The sequence below is a fragment of the Bifidobacterium simiarum genome (assembly GCF_002802905.1).
GTDB classification, from domain to species: domain Bacteria; phylum Actinomycetota; class Actinomycetes; order Actinomycetales; family Bifidobacteriaceae; genus Galliscardovia; species Galliscardovia simiarum.
In genome coordinates this window covers 15,974-32,253 of the sequence record NZ_PEBK01000001.1, presented here as the reverse complement: position 1 = coordinate 32,253, position 16,280 = coordinate 15,974, and the positions used below count along the sequence as shown (strand labels likewise).

At 64.7% G+C, this 16,280-nt stretch carries 10 protein-coding genes; all 10 read right to left on the bottom strand.

What is annotated here, in order from left to right; all coding sequences use genetic code 11:
- The 10 genes from CSQ87_RS00105 to dapB all read right to left on the bottom strand — a co-directional run bounded on the left by CSQ87_RS00105 (position 1) and on the right by dapB (position 16,227).
- Complete coding sequence (locus tag CSQ87_RS00105; RefSeq protein WP_100511826.1) at positions 1–1,545, bottom strand: ABC transporter substrate-binding protein; 1,545 nt, start codon at positions 1,543–1,545, stop codon at positions 1–3.
- On the bottom strand, positions 1,542–2,534 hold the full coding sequence (locus CSQ87_RS00100) for an ABC transporter ATP-binding protein (RefSeq protein WP_100511825.1): 993 nt from the start codon (positions 2,532–2,534) through the stop codon (positions 1,542–1,544). Before CSQ87_RS00100 ends, CSQ87_RS00105 begins: the two co-directional genes overlap by 4 nt.
- Positions 2,535–2,537: 3 nt before the next feature.
- Positions 2,538–3,542 carry an ABC transporter ATP-binding protein gene (locus CSQ87_RS00095; protein ID WP_100511824.1) on the bottom strand — a complete coding sequence of 335 codons (1,005 nt, stop codon included), beginning with the start codon at positions 3,540–3,542 and terminating at the stop codon, positions 2,538–2,540.
- A 2-nt stretch (positions 3,543–3,544) separates the two neighbouring features.
- Positions 3,545–4,438, bottom strand: a complete 894-nt coding sequence (locus CSQ87_RS00090) for an ABC transporter permease (RefSeq protein ID WP_165776660.1) — start codon at positions 4,436–4,438, stop codon at positions 3,545–3,547.
- A gap of 29 nt (positions 4,439–4,467) precedes the next feature.
- The gene (locus CSQ87_RS00085; RefSeq protein ID WP_100511822.1) at positions 4,468–5,412 is read right to left on the bottom strand and encodes an ABC transporter permease; all 945 of its coding nucleotides are present in this window, start codon (positions 5,410–5,412) and stop codon (positions 4,468–4,470) included.
- A gap of 1,762 nt (positions 5,413–7,174) precedes the next feature.
- On the bottom strand, positions 7,175–8,842 hold the full coding sequence (locus CSQ87_RS00080; RefSeq protein WP_100511821.1) for a PucR family transcriptional regulator: 1,668 nt from the start codon (positions 8,840–8,842) through the stop codon (positions 7,175–7,177).
- Positions 8,843–8,895: 53 nt separating this feature from the next.
- On the bottom strand, positions 8,896–11,544 hold the full coding sequence (pepN, locus tag CSQ87_RS00075; protein WP_100511820.1) for an aminopeptidase N: 2,649 nt from the start codon (positions 11,542–11,544) through the stop codon (positions 8,896–8,898).
- Between the two features lie 183 nt (positions 11,545–11,727).
- Positions 11,728–13,530 carry a ribonuclease J gene (locus tag CSQ87_RS00070; RefSeq protein ID WP_100511819.1) on the bottom strand — a complete coding sequence of 601 codons (1,803 nt, stop codon included), beginning with the start codon at positions 13,528–13,530 and terminating at the stop codon, positions 11,728–11,730.
- A gap of 99 nt (positions 13,531–13,629) precedes the next feature.
- Positions 13,630–14,535 carry a 4-hydroxy-tetrahydrodipicolinate synthase gene (gene dapA, locus CSQ87_RS00065; RefSeq protein WP_100511818.1) on the bottom strand — a complete coding sequence of 302 codons (906 nt, stop codon included), beginning with the start codon at positions 14,533–14,535 and terminating at the stop codon, positions 13,630–13,632.
- A 927-nt stretch (positions 14,536–15,462) separates the two neighbouring features.
- Positions 15,463–16,227, bottom strand: a complete 765-nt coding sequence (dapB, locus tag CSQ87_RS00060) for a 4-hydroxy-tetrahydrodipicolinate reductase (RefSeq protein ID WP_100511817.1) — start codon at positions 16,225–16,227, stop codon at positions 15,463–15,465.
- Positions 16,228–16,280: the final 53 nt, after the last annotated feature.

Below are 16,280 nucleotides of genomic sequence, written 5' to 3'. Positions count from 1 at the left end.
TCACTGCTCCTGAGCGATGGTGGTGTCGGCGAGCTTATACTCGCCCAGCGTGGTGACCGTGAAGTTCTTCACCTGGTCACGCACCGCGAACAGGCCCGGCTTGTACACCAGCGGGATCTCCGGCGCCTCGTCGGCGATGATCTGCTGCACCTCGGCGTAGTCCTTCAGACGATTGGCCTGGTTGCTGTCGGCCGCGGCCCGCTTGATCAGCGAATCCACCTTCTCGTTCTTGTATCCGGAGTTCACGTTGGCGGTGGACGAGAACATGTACTGCATCCACTCGTCCGGATCGGAGATGTCGTTGGTCATCTCGAACATCGCCACGTCGAAGTCGCCGGCCGTACGGTTCGAGTACACGGTGGTGGAGTCGAGCGTCTGCAGCTGTACGTCGATGCCGAGCTCCTTCCACGACTCCTGCAGGATCTGCGCGAGCATCGACTTCTCCGGGTCGCCGGACTGCACCTGAATGGTGAGCGAGAAATGCTTCGGGGCGCTGGACTTGGCCAGCTCCTCCTTGGCCTTCTTCATGCTGTACTCGAGGTCCTTCACGTCCTTCGAGTATCCCATGAGGTTCTTCGAGAGCATGGAGTTCGCGCTTTCCGCCTGACCGTAGTAGATCGCGCGCACAATGGCGGTCTTGTCGATGGCGTAGGCCATGGCACGGCGCACATGCACGTCGTTGAGCGGCTTCTTGCGGTTGTTGAGGTTCACCCAGATCAGCGACGTGGAGGGGAACGACTCCACATGCACGTTCTTCGTCTTCTTCAGTGACGACACGGAGACGGCCGTCGGGAACTCATCGATCTGCGCCTGACCGGACTGCACCATCTGCGAACGGGTGTTGGCGTCGGAAACGTACTTGAACGTCACGGAGTTGAGCTTTGGCTTGCCCTTCTCCCAGTAGTCGGGGTTCTTCACGAACTTGATGTAGTCGCCCTTCTTCCACTCGCCCAGCTTGTACGGGCCGGTGCCCACCGGGTTGTTGCGGAACTGTGTCTCGGTCTTGCCACCGAAATCCGCCGGCATGATCGCCGAGGCCGACATCGACAGGTCGGACGGCAGCGGCGCCCACGGCTCGGTCAGGTCGAGCCGCACGGTGTAGTCGTCCACGATCGCCACGTTCTTGATCGCGGTGAACAGGAACTGCCACGGCTTGTCGTCGCGGGCGGTGCGGGCGAAGTCGAGAGAGAACTTCACGTCCTTGGCGGTCATGGTCTTGCCGTTGTGGAACTTCACGCCGTGACGCAGCTTGAACGTCCACGACAGTCCGTCCGACGACTGCTTCCACGAGGTCGCCAGTCCCGGCTCGACCCCCGATCCATCGGTCTTGTTGCGCGTCAGCGTCTGATACACCTGCTGGATCGCCCAGATGTCACCGTTGCTGAATCCGGTCTGCGGCAGCATATCGGTGGTCTCCAGCGAACGGGCCACCACCAGATCCTGCGTATCGGCCGCGGTGGACCGCGATCCGCCGCACGCCGCCATCGACAGGGTCATCACCGCGGCCACGGCCACGGCCGCGATCTTCCTGAACGTCTTCATCATGCCTGCTCCTCGGTCTTCTCGTTCTCGCTCTCGGCTGCGGTCTTCTCACCGGTCTCGGCCGTTTCGGCCACGCCGGTCTCCCCGGCGGCCAGCCGCTCCACGTACTTGCTGGACAGCTTCGGGATCGCGTTGATCAGCCGGCGGGTGTAATCGTTCGCCGGGTGGCTGAACACCTGCTCGGTGGGGCCCTCCTCCACCAGATCGCCGTGGTAGATCACGTACGTGCGCTCGCAGATCGACCGCACGATGTTCAGGTCGTGGGAGATGAACAGGATCGACAGATCAAGCCGCTTGTTGAGGTCCATGAGCAGGTTGATGATGCCGGCCTGCACGGAGACGTCGAGCGCGGCGGTCGGCTCGTCGGCGATGAGCAGCCACGGACGGACGGCGAGTGCGCGGGCGATGGCCACGCGCTGACGCTGACCGCCGGACATCTCGGCCGGCAGGGCCTCCAGCAGCTCGACCGGCAGCTCGACGAGGTTCATCAGGTATTCGCAGTAGGCGTCGGCCTGCGTGACCATGACCACGTTGTGGTACAGGATCACCTCGCGCAGCATCTTGCGCACGGTCAGTCGCGGGTCGAGCGAGGCGTACGGATCCTGGAACACCATCTGGATCTCGCGCCACTGTTCGCGGGAGCGCTTGCGGCCCAGCTCCTTGCCATCGAACACGATCCGGCCGCTGTAGTGGTCGTTGAGGCCGACGACCGCGCGGGAGATCGTGGATTTGCCGGAGCCGGACTCGCCGACCAGACCGACGATCTCGGCGAAGTCGACGTGCAGGTTCGCGTCCTTGACGGCCTTGAACTTCGTCTTCCGACCATGCACCTTGGTGGTGAATTCGATATTGAGGTCCTGCACGTCAAGCAGTCGGGTGCGATGCACCTCGGGCTTGGAGTCCTCGCCGAAGGGGTTGACGATGCGCCCCTCCTCGCCGCTTTTCTCGGCCTTGGTCTCAGCGGTGTCGATCATCTCGTTCCATGTGGCCATGGGTCACTCCCCCTTTGCTTCCGACTGGGCCGTTTCCGACTGGGCGGTCTGCGACCGGGCCGTTTCCGACTGGGCCGTTGCGCGGCCGTTACCCGCCGCCTGCTTCGTGGACGCCTTCGCGGCCTTCATGCTGCCCTTGAGATACGGCGTGGAGCTTAAGAGCTGCCGGGTGTAGTCGTCCTGCGGATCGTCGAACACCCGCCGCAGCGTGCCCTCCTCCACGATCGCGCCGTGGTAGATCACGCTCAGCGTCTCGCACAGCTGGGAGACGACCGCCAGATCGTGCGTGACGTACAGCAGCGCGGTGCCGGACTTCGCGATGTCGCGGAAGATCTCGAGGATCTGCTCCTGAATGGTCACGTCGAGGGCGGTGGTCGGCTCGTCGCACAGCAGCACCTTCGGTTTGCAGGCGATGGCCGCGGCGATCATCACGCGCTGGCGCATGCCGCCGGACAGTTCGAACGGGTAGGCGTCGAAACGGTCCTCGGGGTTCGTGATGCCCACGCTGGTCATCAGCTCGATGGCGCGGGCCTTCGCCTCGGCGCGGCTCAGATGCTCCTGCTCGCGCACCGCGTCGACGATCTGCCAGCCGACCTTCATGATCGGGTTGAGCGCCACGGCCGGCTCCTGGAACACCATCGACACGCCCTTGCCGCGCATGGACGGATCGTAGTCGGGGGTGTCGGGGCCGAGCACCTCGTGCCCGCAGATGCGGATGTAGCCGGAACGGTAGTAGGCGCCCTTGGCGAACAGACCCATCACCGCGCGCAGGGTGAGGCTCTTGCCGGAGCCGGACTCGCCGACCAGACCGTGCGATTCGCCGGCCTTGACGCGGATGGTCAGGTTCTTGACGGCCGGCACGCGCTCGCCGTGCTTGTCGACGTCGATGCACAGGTCGACGATCTCGAGGGCGTATTCGGGGTCGGACCGGGTTTCGGGGGTTTCGGGGTTTGCGGTTGCCGCGGGGGTTGCGGTTGCGGTGTTCGCGGTATTTGCTGCGGTGGTCATGATTAGCGCCTCACTTTCAGCACGTTCGCCAGGCCGTCGCCGATGAACGAGAGGGCCAGGGAGATCAGCACGATGACGATGGTGGGGATGACGGTGAGGCTGTAGATGCCTGCGGAGAGGAACTGCTGGCCGTCGTTCATCATCTGTCCCCAGTCGGGTGTGGGCGGCACGATGCCGAGGCCGAAGTAGCTCAGCGTGACGATGATGCCGAGGTTGATCACGATGTCGCTCATCGCGTAGACGATGCCCTGCGAGGCGATGTTCGGGATCACGTGGCGGAACAGCACCCAGCCGTCGGAGAAGCCGCTGGTCTTGCAGCTGGCGATGAATTCGCGGTCGCGCAGCACCAGCGTCTCACCGCGGGAGATTCGGGTGTACGGCACCCAGGAGACCGCGGAGATGGCGATGAAGATGGAGGTGCCGCCGTTGCCGAGCACGAACACCAGCACGATCACCAGCACGTAGAACGGGAAGGAGGAGACCAGATCGGCCAGTCGCATGATGACCACCGGGACCGGGCCGTCGAAGTAGCCGGCGATGGCGCCGAGGATCGTGCCGATGACCAGCGGGGTGAACACGGCCATCACAGCGACGAACAGGTCAATGCGGCCGCCGTAGAGCAGTCGGGCCCAGATGTCGCGGCCGAACTGGTCGGTGCCGAGCGGGTGGTCGGAGGAGAAGCCGAGCATGGCCTCGCGCAGGCTCTGGTGGGTGGGATCGTAGGGGGTGAGCAGCGGGGCCGCGATGATCATCAGCGCGATGATGCCGAGCAGCACGCAGCCGATGACGATTTCGACGTTGGCGTGGATGCGCTTGCGGGGCTTGGAGCCGGTGAGCTTGATCTTGGCGTAGTCCTTGCTGGCCTGCGCGACGGGAATCTGCTTGCTTTCAGGCATGACGTTCCTTTCTCTCTTGGCCGTTCGACTCATCCGCGCTTCGCCGCGCGCGGATCGAGCGCACCGTAGGCGAGATCGGTGATCAGGTAGACCAGTACGACGATGATGCCGAAGATCACGGTGAGGCTCTGCACCACCGGGAAGTCGCGCTTCATCACGGAGTCCATGAGCAGCTGGCCGAGACCGGGGACGGCGAACACGTTCTCCACGACCAGCGTGCCGCCGACGAGGAAGCCGACCTGGATGCCCAGCACGGAGACGGCGGACATCGAGCCGTTGCGCAGGGCGTAGCCGAACAGCACCTTGGCGTAGCTCAGGCCCTTGGCCTTGCCGAAGTTCACGTATTCGGAGGAGACGGAGTCCTTCAGGGACTGGGTGAGGCTGCGGATCAGGATCGGGGCGATGGCGACGGCCACGGCGATGGACGGCAGGACCAGCGCGGCCACGTCCACGCCCCCGGAGACGGAGCCGATGGGGAACCAGCCCAGCTGGATGGCGAAGAACTGGAGCAGCAGCGCGCCGAGGAAGAACGTGGGGAAGCCCTGGGCGACGGCGTTGAGGATGCGCACGAACTCGCCCACCCAGCGCGAGCCGCTGGTGGCGACCCAGATGCTCAGCGGCAGGGCGATGAGCACGGCGAACAGGGCGGCCAGCACCATGATGATCAGAGTGACGGGCAGGCGGGTGGCGATGAGTTCGGCCACCGGGGCCTTGGCCGAGTACGAGGTGCCGAGATTGCCGGTGCACAGGTCGCCGAGGAAGCGCAGGTACTGCTGCCACAGCGGATCGTTGAGGCCCCAGGATTCACGCAGCGCGGCGAGTGCCTGCTTGCTGGCCTTGGGACCGAGCGCTTGCACGGCCGGATCGCCCGGCGTGAGCTTGAGCAGGAAGAAGGTGAGCGTGGCGCACCCCCATACCGTCGGGATCAGCAGCAGCAGCCGCTTGAGAATGTACAGCCATTTCGAATCGCCCATAGCGTCGTAACCTCCCTCTCGCCTGAGTGTGCGGGCCGGCACGGGATTTCACCCGGATCAGGAATGGTCTTCCGGATCGGGGATCGTTTCCCGGACTTGGGATTGTCTCCCTGATCTGGGATGGTTCCCTGATCTGGGATGGCTCCCCGGGCTCGGGATTGTCTCCCGGACTTGGCCCTTCGCTCGTCTACGTAGGGAGTTTTCTCGCAATATGCGCCGCAAACAATGGATAATTCAGCCACTCAATATTTTTGATTGGACGGATTGTCCACAGACGACTTGGTGTAACGAACCAAGGGACGATTGCGGTTTGATGGTTCAACTTCGTTGGAAATCCAACGAATCCCCCTGTTTTCCCCATAGGAGGAACCGATGGGTTCGTAACATTCGACATACACAAGCGGTAACAGAACCTAACGCGAAATTTACAAATCAGGTTCCGCATTCTGCGCGAGAACGGCAGCTCAACCACCCCCAGACCGCATACGGCGGCCAGCTCCCGCCATCCCGTGCGACGCACGCCCAGGTCACGCCCCCGCCGGCGGGGGCTGTCAGTCCGTTTGGCTAGTTCCGTTTGGGGCAGATCCGTCACGCCCCCGCCGGCGGGGGCTGTCAGCAGAGCTGACTGGGGGTGGTTGAGCAAAGCACGGTTGATACGGTAATTGCCGTTGCGGCGTTTGACCACCCTCAGTCCGCCTAATCGGCGGCCAGCTTCCCCTCCAAGGGGAAGCCCCGTCCCGGGAACAGCCGCCCGCGCAACCGACCACACACGCTCTTTCCTCCGGCACGATGGATTGCGACGCATATCGGGCATTTTTGCACTCCAATCCATCGAATATCGGCTGATTCCGATGGATTGGACCGCCAAATCCCGGATTCCGCACTCCAATCCATCGCCGGGAAAAATCGAGGCACCTGAAAACCGCATGATTCCAACAATCCGGAAATCACGGCAATCGGATTTCGATGGATTGGGCTGCATATCGGCGTTTTTGCACTCCGATCCATCGAATATCGGCTGATATCGATGGATCCGACCGTGAAAACGGGCTTTTTGCACTCCAATCCATCAGCATCAAACGGAAACCGGGCACATGACCAAATCACGCTCCCGCCGGCGGGGGGCTGTCAGCGGAGCTGACTGGGGGTGGGGTGGTTGAGTAAAGCACGAGCGGGTGGGATGGACGATGTGCGACCGTAGGCTAGCGGCCGGCTTGCCGGACGCGGGGCCGAACGGCCTTGAGTGTGTCGCACATCGTCCATTCCGGCAGCGTCACATGTCGAAGCGTTTTCACTCTAGCCTCGACACCAAGCCGTCGGGCGGAGACCGGGAGAAAGCACTCTCGGCCAACGCTTCGTCGGATACCTCATCAGACCGCCTGCGGCGGCCAGCTTCCCCTCCAAGGGGAAGCCCCGTCCCGGGAACAGACGCCCACGTCACGCAACCGCCCGCCCCGTCCCGGGAACAGCCGCCCACGTCAGTCGCCCACGTCACACAGCCGTCGGGCCGGAGACCGGGAGGTGCGGTGTCCGACCGTAGGCTAGCGGCCGGCTTGCCGGACGCGGGGCCGAACGGCCTTGAGTGTGTCGGACGCCGCACCGCCCGGTCGACCACACCCCGAAGAAAAGCCCTTTCGGCCAACGCTTCGTCGGATACCTCATCAGACCGCCTGCGGCGGCCAGCTTCCCTCCAAGGGGAAGCCCCGTCCCGGGAACAGCCGGCCCACGCAACCACACCATGCACGCCAACCCGCGGGCCACCCTACTGCCGTAGGAAGGAGCAGGCGATCCAGAGGCGGACGCGGGAGGCTTCGTTGCCGAGGTCGAGGCCGAGCAGGCGTTCGATCTTGTTCAGACGGTTCTCCACGGTGTGCCGGTGCACGTCGAGGCGTTTGGCGGTGGCACCGACGTTGAACGACGTGGCCAAGAGCTCGCGCATGGTGGCTAGCAGCGCCTCGGTCTCCTGCTTCGGCAGCCGGTAGAGGGGCCTGAGCAGCTCGCGCGAATAGACCACGGCGAGGTCGGGTCGGATCAGCTCGTGCACCGACATGTCGGAGAACGACCGGTCGGAGTCGTTGAGACGCCGTAGATGCAGGTCCTGCACGGCTTCGGGGAACCGGTATTCCATCGACTGCCACGACGAGCAGTCGCAGGCGCCGAAGTCGATGTCCTCCATGGTCAGCAGCGTGCCTTCCGCGGCTTCGGCCGCGTCCGCGCCGACCACCAGCCACAGGCGATGATCGTATTCGCCGAACAGGATGCGCCGCGCACCGACCGCGGACTGCGGATCGGCGTCCAATGCCGTGTACAGCCGGTCCACGGCCAGGGTCTCGCCGTCCACGCAGATCAGTCGCAGCGGCGGCTGGGGAATGTCGGGCCACAGTTCATCGGCCATCGGCAGCATCGCGTTGCCGTTGCCTTGGGCGAACGCGCCGATGCATGCGGACCGCAGACGCCGGATATGCCGTTCGCTCACCTTGAGCTGCGGCACCACCACCGACATCACGTCGGCGGCGACCATGGTCACCGATCTCAGCAACATGTCGATCTGATCGGTCTGCGCGGCCGATGCCACGACGATACCGACCAGACGGCCATGCGAGCCGTTGGAGTCGCGTACCACGCTGGCGCAGTAGTCGCGGCCGGCTTCGGAACCGAACAGCGTGGTCATGCCGGGGTTGGACTGTGCCTCCGCGGCCTTGGCGGCCAGTTTCATGGCCCAGTCCTGCGCCTGCTTGCCGAACGTGCGGTTGGAGATGTCGATCACCGTGCCGCTTGCGTCCACGTATGCGGCCCATCCGGAGACCAGTTTGGCGGTGATCGCGATCACGTCGTGGACGGAGTCGCCGCCGGCCGCCGCCTTGAGCACCTGACGCTGCAGCAGCGACGACTGGCGCATTACGTCGTCATGACGGTCGGTCAGGGCCCGGGAGACCGCTTTGGAGATCGGGGTGAACGGGATCTCCAGCGGGATCTCGAAGAGAGGCAGACCGGCCCGGTTGGCCGCGTCGATCAGGGCCATCGGCGTGGTCGGGTGCTTGACCGCCACGCCGAATCCGATGGCCACCACGCCGGCCTGGGCCAGCTGGGCCACGTAGGTGTCGCACCACTGACGGTAGGCCGCCGACGCCGATGAGAATCGGGCCGGCAGTCCCACCGCCTTGCGCGCGTTGACCAGCAGGGCGTGATCGTCTTCGGCGTCCATACCCTCCGTGGGGAAGTTCGCGCCGGTGGTGAGCAGCACCTCACCCGGTTCGCTCCACATGGCGATGTCGAGGATCTCCGCCGGGTGGACCCAGGAGATGCGGCGTTTCAGCGCGCCTTCGGCTCCCGGGCATACCAGACGCAGCTTGAGCGCCGGATCGGCCAGCAGCTGCTCCAGCGTGATGCCTTCGGCGGGGTCGTCGTTGCGGGTGAAGGTGGTGCTCATCGTATGCGGATCATCGTCGTGTACGGATCATCGTCGTGTACGTCGTATGCGGGTCAGCGGCCCTGCTCGGCCGACGCCAGCGACTCGTTGTAGTTCAGCACGGCGAGGGTACGGCGGGAACCGGCGAGGTTCTCCACGACCAGACGCTTGAGCGCCCGGTCGGCGTCCTCGTGCGCGGCCAGCCACTCGTCGCCGGCCTTCACCAGCGCGGCCGGGTCGGCGTAGCCCGGGTACAGGCCGTTGAGCAGCGTTTCCGCCATGTGGTAGGTCTTGTGCTTCCACACCCAGTCCACGGCCGTGAAGTATTCGGCCACGTACGGGTCGGCGAGCTCGCGGCTGTCGGTGCCGGAGAACGCGTAGGCCACGGCCTCCAGCTGCGAGTTGGTCAGCTCGTCGTTGTGCAGGGCCTGATCCCACGCCCAGCGCTTGGCGTCGACGGTGTTGATCGCGGCCTTGGCGCCGAACGCGAACTCACGGTTCTCGGTGGTGTCGCGGCGGGCGAGCTCGGCGTTGATGCCTTCGGCGTCGATCAGCCCCTGATCGGCGAGCGCGTGGACGAGCGACCAGCGCAGGTTGTTGTCGATCGCCAGTCCCGGCAGGGCGATGGAGCCGTCGAGCAGACCGCGCACGTGGGCTTCGAAGTCGGCGTCGTGACCGTAGCCGAGGTAGGCCTTGAGCAGCTGGAACTGGTTGTCGGAGCCGGCCGCGGCCTCGTTCGCGAGCGTCCACAGGCCTTCGGAGACCTGCTTGAGCACGTCGGCGCGGTGCGCGGCGGCCACGTAGTGGTGCGCGGTGGTGCTCATCTGGGCGAGGGCGTAGCGGAACGTGGTGGATTCGGTTTCGGTGGCGAGGGCCCTGAGGCTCACGTCGATGAAGTCCTTGGCGGGCAGTTCGCCGTCGCGGGTCATGTCCCACAGGCTCAGCCACACCGTGGCGCGGGTGAGCGCGTCGGTGAAGTCGGGCAGGTGGTTCAGCGCGAAGTCGAGCGAGGCGGCGTCGAGGCGCAGCTTGGTGTAGGTCAGGTCGTCGTCGTTCACCATGATGAACGCGGGACGCTTGAGGCCCTTGGCTTCGGCGATTTCGGTGAGTTCGCCGTCGACGTCGAGTTCGAAGCGCTTGGTGCGCACGACCTTGCCGGCATCGTCGAGGTCGTAGAAGCCGACGGCGAGGCGGTGCACGCGCAGCACGTCATGCTCGGCCGGGGCGCTCTGGCGCAGGGCGAGGCGTTCGATGGTGTCGTCAGTGGCGTCAGTGCCGTCGCCGTCATCCCCGGAGGCGGCGGTGTCGAGCTCGGTGGCGATGGTGTTGATGCCGGCGGATTCGAGCCACTGTCGGCTCCACGCCTTGAGGTCGCGGCCGCTGGTCTTCTCCAGTTCGCCGAGCAGGTCGGCGAGCGTGGCGTTGCCGTACGCGTGGGAGGTGAGGTAGTTGTGGATGCCCTGGAAGAACTGTTCGCGGCCCACGTAGAACACGAGCTGCTTCAGCACGGAGGCGCCCTTGGCGTAGGTGATGCCGTCGAAGTTCACGTAGGTGTCGTTGAGGTCGTTAATCGGCGCGACGATCGGGTGCGTGGTGGGCAGCTGGTCCTGACGCAGGGCCCAGCTTTTCTCGCCGGCGCAGAACGTGGCCCAGTCGTTCGACCAGTCGGTGGCTTCGGCGGTGGCGAGCGTGGACATGAACTCGGCGAACGACTCGTTGAGCCACAGGTCGTTCCACCACTTCATGGTCACGAGGTCGCCGAACCACATGTGGGCGAGCTCGTGCAACACGGTTTCCACGCGGCGGTTGGCGAGCGCGTCAGTCACTTTGGATTCGAACACGTAGGAGTCGCGGATCGTCACGGTGCCGATGTTCTCCATGGCGCCGGCATTGTATTCGGGCACGAACAGCTGGTCGTACTTGCTGTACGGGTAGGGCACGTCCCACTGCGCGTTGTAGAAGGCGAAGCCCTTCTTGGTGATGTCGAACAGGTAGTCGACGTCCTTGGCCATGGCGTCCTTGAGGGCCTGACGGCAGTAGATGCCCATCGGCACGGTGCGGCCGTCCTCGTTGGCGTATTCGGTGTGCCAGCTGGCGTAGGGACCGGCGACGAGCGCGGTGAGGTAGGAGCTCATGCGCGGGGTGGTGGCGAAGGTCCAGCGCTTGGCGGTTTCGGGTTCGTGGTCGCCCAGCGTGCCGGCGTCGGTGAGTCGGTCGACGTGTTCCACGGACTCGACCACGCCGTTGGAGATCACGTCCCATGACTGCGGCGCGGTGACGCGGAAGTCGAAGGTGGCCTTGATGTCGGGCTGGTCGAACACGGCGAACACGCGGCGGGCGTCCGGCACCTCGAACTGGGTGTAGAGGTACACGTTGCCGTCGGAGGGGTCGACGCTGCGGTGCAGACCCTCTCCGGTGGTGGAGTACAGGCAGTCGGCCTTCACGGTCACGGTGTTGTGATCGGCCAGATCGTCAAGGGCGATGCGGGAGTCGGCCACCACGTCGGCGGGCAGTTCGCGCCCGTTGAGCGTGACGGACGACACGGTATCGGCGATGAGATCAAGGAACGTCGAGGATCCCGCCTCGGCGTCGAAGGTGATCTCGGTAACGGATCCGAAGGTCTTCGCCCCCCGGGTCAGATCGAGATCGATCGTATAGGCGGCGTCGGAGACGATCGCGGACCGCTCCTCGGCCTCCGTCCTCGTAAGATTGGCTCCCGGCATGATGTACTCCCCCTCTGTTTTGGTGTGCGGTATGATATCGCCCCCGCCGGCGGGTGCTGTCTGCCATCAGGCAGACTGGGGGTGGTCGGACTTCCTAGGGATTCGACCACCCCCAGTCACGGCATTCGCCGTGCCAGCCCCCGCCAGCGGGGGCCTAAATTACTGAGTCACGGATGTACTGGATCAGTTTTCGACGTCCTGGGCGATGTCGGCCACGACGGGCACGATCATCGGACGGCGGTGCAGCTTGCGGGACACCCAGCTGCCCAGCGTGCGGCGCATGATCTGCTGCAGCTGGTGGGTGTTCTTGGTGCCGCGGATCATGGCGTCCTCGAGGTTCTCCACGATCTGCGAGTGCACCTGCTCGAATTCGCTTTCGTCCTCGGCCACCGCGTTGAGGTAGATCTTCGGTCCGGAAACGACTTCGGAGGTTTCGGTGTCGACCACGACGAAGCTGGAGACGAAGCCCTCGGTGCCGAGGATGCGGCGCTTCTCGAGCTCCTCGTCGGTCAGCTCGCCGACCGAGTCGCCGTCCACGTACACGTAGTTGCAGGGCACGGAACCGACGATCGCGGCCTGACCGTGGTAGAGGTCGACCACGTCGCCGTCTTCGGCTAGCACCACGTTCTGCGGGTCCACGCCGGTCTTCACGGCCAGCAGGCCGTTGGCCACGAGGTGACGGTTCTCGCCGTGGATCGGCATGGCGCACTTGGGCTTGACGATGTTGTACATGTACAGCAGCTCGCCCTCGTTGCAGTGTCCGGAGACGTGCACGGCCGCGTTGTCGCGGTTGACCACGCGGGCGCCGAGCTGCACGAGCTTGTTGATCACCTTGTATACGCCGTGCTCGTTGCCCGGGATCAGGGAGCTGGCGAGGATCACGGTGTCGAACTCGTTGATCTTGATGTACGGGTGGTTGCCGTCGGCGATGCGGCCGAGCGCGGCCATCGGCTCGCCCTGGGAGCCGGTGCACATGAACACGAGCTTGTCGTCCTGCACGTCGTCGGCCTGCTTCATGTCGATCACGGTGTCCTCCGGAATGTGGAGGTATCCCAGATCGGAGGCGATGCCCATGTTGCGCACCATGGAACGGCCGACGAACACGACCTTGCGGCCATACTTGTGGGCGGCGTCCACGACCTGCTGCACGCGGTGCACGTGGCTGGAGAAGCTGGCGACGATGATCTTGCGGCTGGCTTCGGCGAACACGCGGTCGAGCGCCGGGCCGATCGAGGTTTCGGGCTTGACGAAGCCGGGCACCTCGGCGTTGGTGGAGTCCATCATCAGCAGGTCCACGCCGCGCTCGCCGAGCTTGCCGAATTCGACGAGATCGGTGATCTTGTGGTCGAGCGGCAGCTGGTCGAGCTTGATGTCGCCGGTGTCGATCAGGCTGCCGGCCGGGGTCTGCACGAACACGGCGAGGGCGTCGGGGATCGAGTGGGTGACGGTGACGAACTCGAGGTTGAACGGGCCGACCTTGAGCTTGTCACGGCCTTCGACCTGCACCTTGGTGGGGTTGATGTGGTGTTCCTTGCACTTGGCGTCCACGAAACCGAGCGTGAGTTTGGAGCCGATGAGCGGGATGTCCGGACGCAGCTTGAGCAGGTACGGCACGCCGCCGATGTGGTCCTCGTGGCCGTGGGTGAGCACCAGCGCCTCGACCTTGTCGAGACGGTCCTTGATGTAGTTGAAGTCAGGCAGGATCAGGTCGACGCCCGGCTGCTCCTCCTCGGGGAAGAGCACGCCGCAGTCGATGAGCAGCAGGTGACCGTTGTATTCGATCACGTTCATGTTGCGGCCGATCTCGCCGAGACCGCCCAGCGGGGTGATGCGCATCGAGCCCTTGCGGTACTTCGGAGGCGTTACGAGACGCTTCTCGGTGCTGGTGTTCTGGGCGGCGTTGGGGTTGCGGCGCTGGCCGCCTCGACGGCCGCCGCGGGAGTTTCGTGTATTGCGTTTGCTGTTGTTCTTCTTTTCAGTAGCCATTCTTTTCGTTGTTTCTTATTTCTGTGCCCCCGCCTTTGCGGAGGCGACGATGGTTCGGGAGCTCCCGGCGTTCGCGGGGTTCCCGGTCGGAGGATCCCGTCAGAGCAGTCCCGCGGCGCGCATGCCGGCTTCGGCCTTGGCGAGCTGCTCGGCGTTCGGCCCGATGTTGGGCAGACGCATCGTGGTGTCGGGAATGTAGCCCTTGACCTTGCAGGCGGCCTTGGCCATTACGGCCTGATAGCCGTCGCCATTGAGGGAGTGCACCAGCGGCGCGAGCTGGTTGGCGAGACGGCGGGCGGTGGCGATGTCGCCGGTGTTGAACGCCTCGACCAGCTGACGCATCGGGGAGCTGGCCACATGGGCGATCACCGAGATGATGCCCACGGCGCCGATGGAGAGGAACGGCAGGAACAGGCCGTCGTCGCCGGAGTACCAGGCGAGACCGGTGCGCTGCTGCTTTTCGACGGCCGCGGCGAGATCGCCGGTGGCGTCCTTGACGGCCTTGACGTGATCGAGCTCGGCGAGACGATCATAAGTTTCGATCTTCACCTTCAGTCCGGTACGGCCCGGCACATCGTAGACGATGATCGGCTTCTCGGCCACTTCGTTCACGGCCTTGTAGTGGCCGACGATGCCTTCCTGGCTCGGACGGGAATAGTACGGCATGACGACGAGCACCGCGTCGGCGCCCGCCTCCTGGGTCTGCTCGACCATGCGCACGGTGTGGGCGGTGTCGTTGGAGCCGGCGCCGGAGATCACCGGCACGTCCACGGCCTCCTTGACAGCCTTGACCAGCGCCACCTTCTCGTCCATGTGGGTCACCGGGGATTCGCCCGTGGTGCCGTTGACGACCAGTCCGTCCGCACCGTCGGCCACCAGATGCTTGGCCAGCGTCTGCGCGGCCTCGTAATCCACGTGGCCGTCGGCGGTCATCGGGGTGACCATAGCGGGAAGGATACGCCCGAACGGGGCAGGATCAAGAAGATGCATTTCACCGTCACTCATAGTGTTCAACTTAGCTACCGCCGCAGACGAGCGGAAGACGGTCCGCCGATTCCTTCCGAATGGCGAACACGGCGGATGGATGGAGACACGCATGCTTCGCGACCGGAGGCGGATGAGGTATTGCCATTGCGGGTCTTGACGTCGACGGCATGGCTGCTTCACGGTCTGAGGAGGATGAGGCATGCGCCGCTCAAGACACTCAGGGCCGTTCGGCCTCACTCCGGCGTCTGCACGGCAAGCCTAGCAGACGCCTCCGTTGCCTACGCTTGAGCGGCGCATGCCTCATCCTTGGGCCCGCATGTTGGGCCCAGCACTCCTTGGGCTCATATGGCGGGACGCTTCAGCGGGTAGGGGTTCGACCACCCTCAGTCATGCTCCGCATGACAGCTCCCGCCGGCGGGAGCGAAGGATTTGCCCCGACATCTTGTACGACGTACGCCCGTAGGGGCGTACTGCTACGAACAGTCCACCGGACTGTTCGTCCCGCGGAGGCCAAGACAAGACCTTGCGTTCACGACCTTGCTCCCGCCGGCGGGAGCTGTCCGGCCATGCCGGACTGAGGGTGGCCAAAATCACAGGGTGTCCAAATCCCCAACCTCATCCGTAGTCGGAGCATAACGCGTGCGGCGTCAAGGCGCAGGGAACGAAGGCGTATTCCAATACGTCGAGTTCCCTGCAACGCAGACGACGCTCCCCATAAACCCTACGGTCGTAGGTAGTCGGAGCATAACGCGTGCGGCGTCAAGGCGCGGCAGGCGAAGGCGTATTCCATACGTCGAGTCTGCCGCAACGCAGACGACGCTCCCCATAACCCCACGGTCATAGGTAGTCGGAGCATAACGCGTGCGGCGTCAAGGCGCGGCAGGCGAAGGCGTATCTCATACGTCGAGTCTGCCGCAACGCAGACGACGCTCCGTTATGCTCCGACTACAAATCGAGGAAGGTGTCGAGGCCGATAGTAAGCCCCGCATGCCCGCTGACCTTGCGGACGGCGAGCAGCACGCCGGGCATGAAGGATCCGCGGTCGAAGCAGTCGGAGCGGATGGAGAGCTGTTCGCCGGGGTTGCCGAGGAGGACTTCTTCGTGGGCGTTGAGGCCGCGGAGGCGGACGGCGTGGACGTGGATGCCGTCGACGACCTGGCCGCGGGAGCCGCCGTCGGTTTCGGTGGCGTCGGGGACGGGGCCGAGGCCGGCGGCACGACGGGCGTCGGCGATGGTGTGGGCGGTGTGGATGGCAGTGCCGCTGGGGGCGTCGACTTTGTTCGGGTGGTGCAGTTCGACGACTTCGGCGGATTCGAAGTATTTGGCGGCGAGTCCGGCGAAGTAGTCGGCTAGGACGGCGGAGATCGCGAAGTTCGGGGCGATGAAGACGGCTTGGTCGGCGCGCGGGGCGTTGGCGAGAGCGGCGCGTACCTGGTCGAGTTTGTCGTCGGTCCAGCCGGTGGTGCCGACGACCACGTCGACGCCTTGGGAGATCAGGGTCAGTACGTTGCTGAGGGAGACGCTCGGTACGGTGAATTCCACGACGACGTCGGTGTTGTCGGGGCTGATCTCGGTCAGGTCGTTGCCGGCGTCCAGCGTCAACGCGAGTTCGGTGTCGGCCGCGTCGGTTACGGCTTTCACGACGTTGGCGCCCATGCGTCCTTTGGCACCGACCACCGATACCCTGATCCGTCCTGTCTCGTTCGCCATATCCGCTCCTTACTGTCTTTGTTATCTGAATATCCGATACGGTCTGTCTTCCA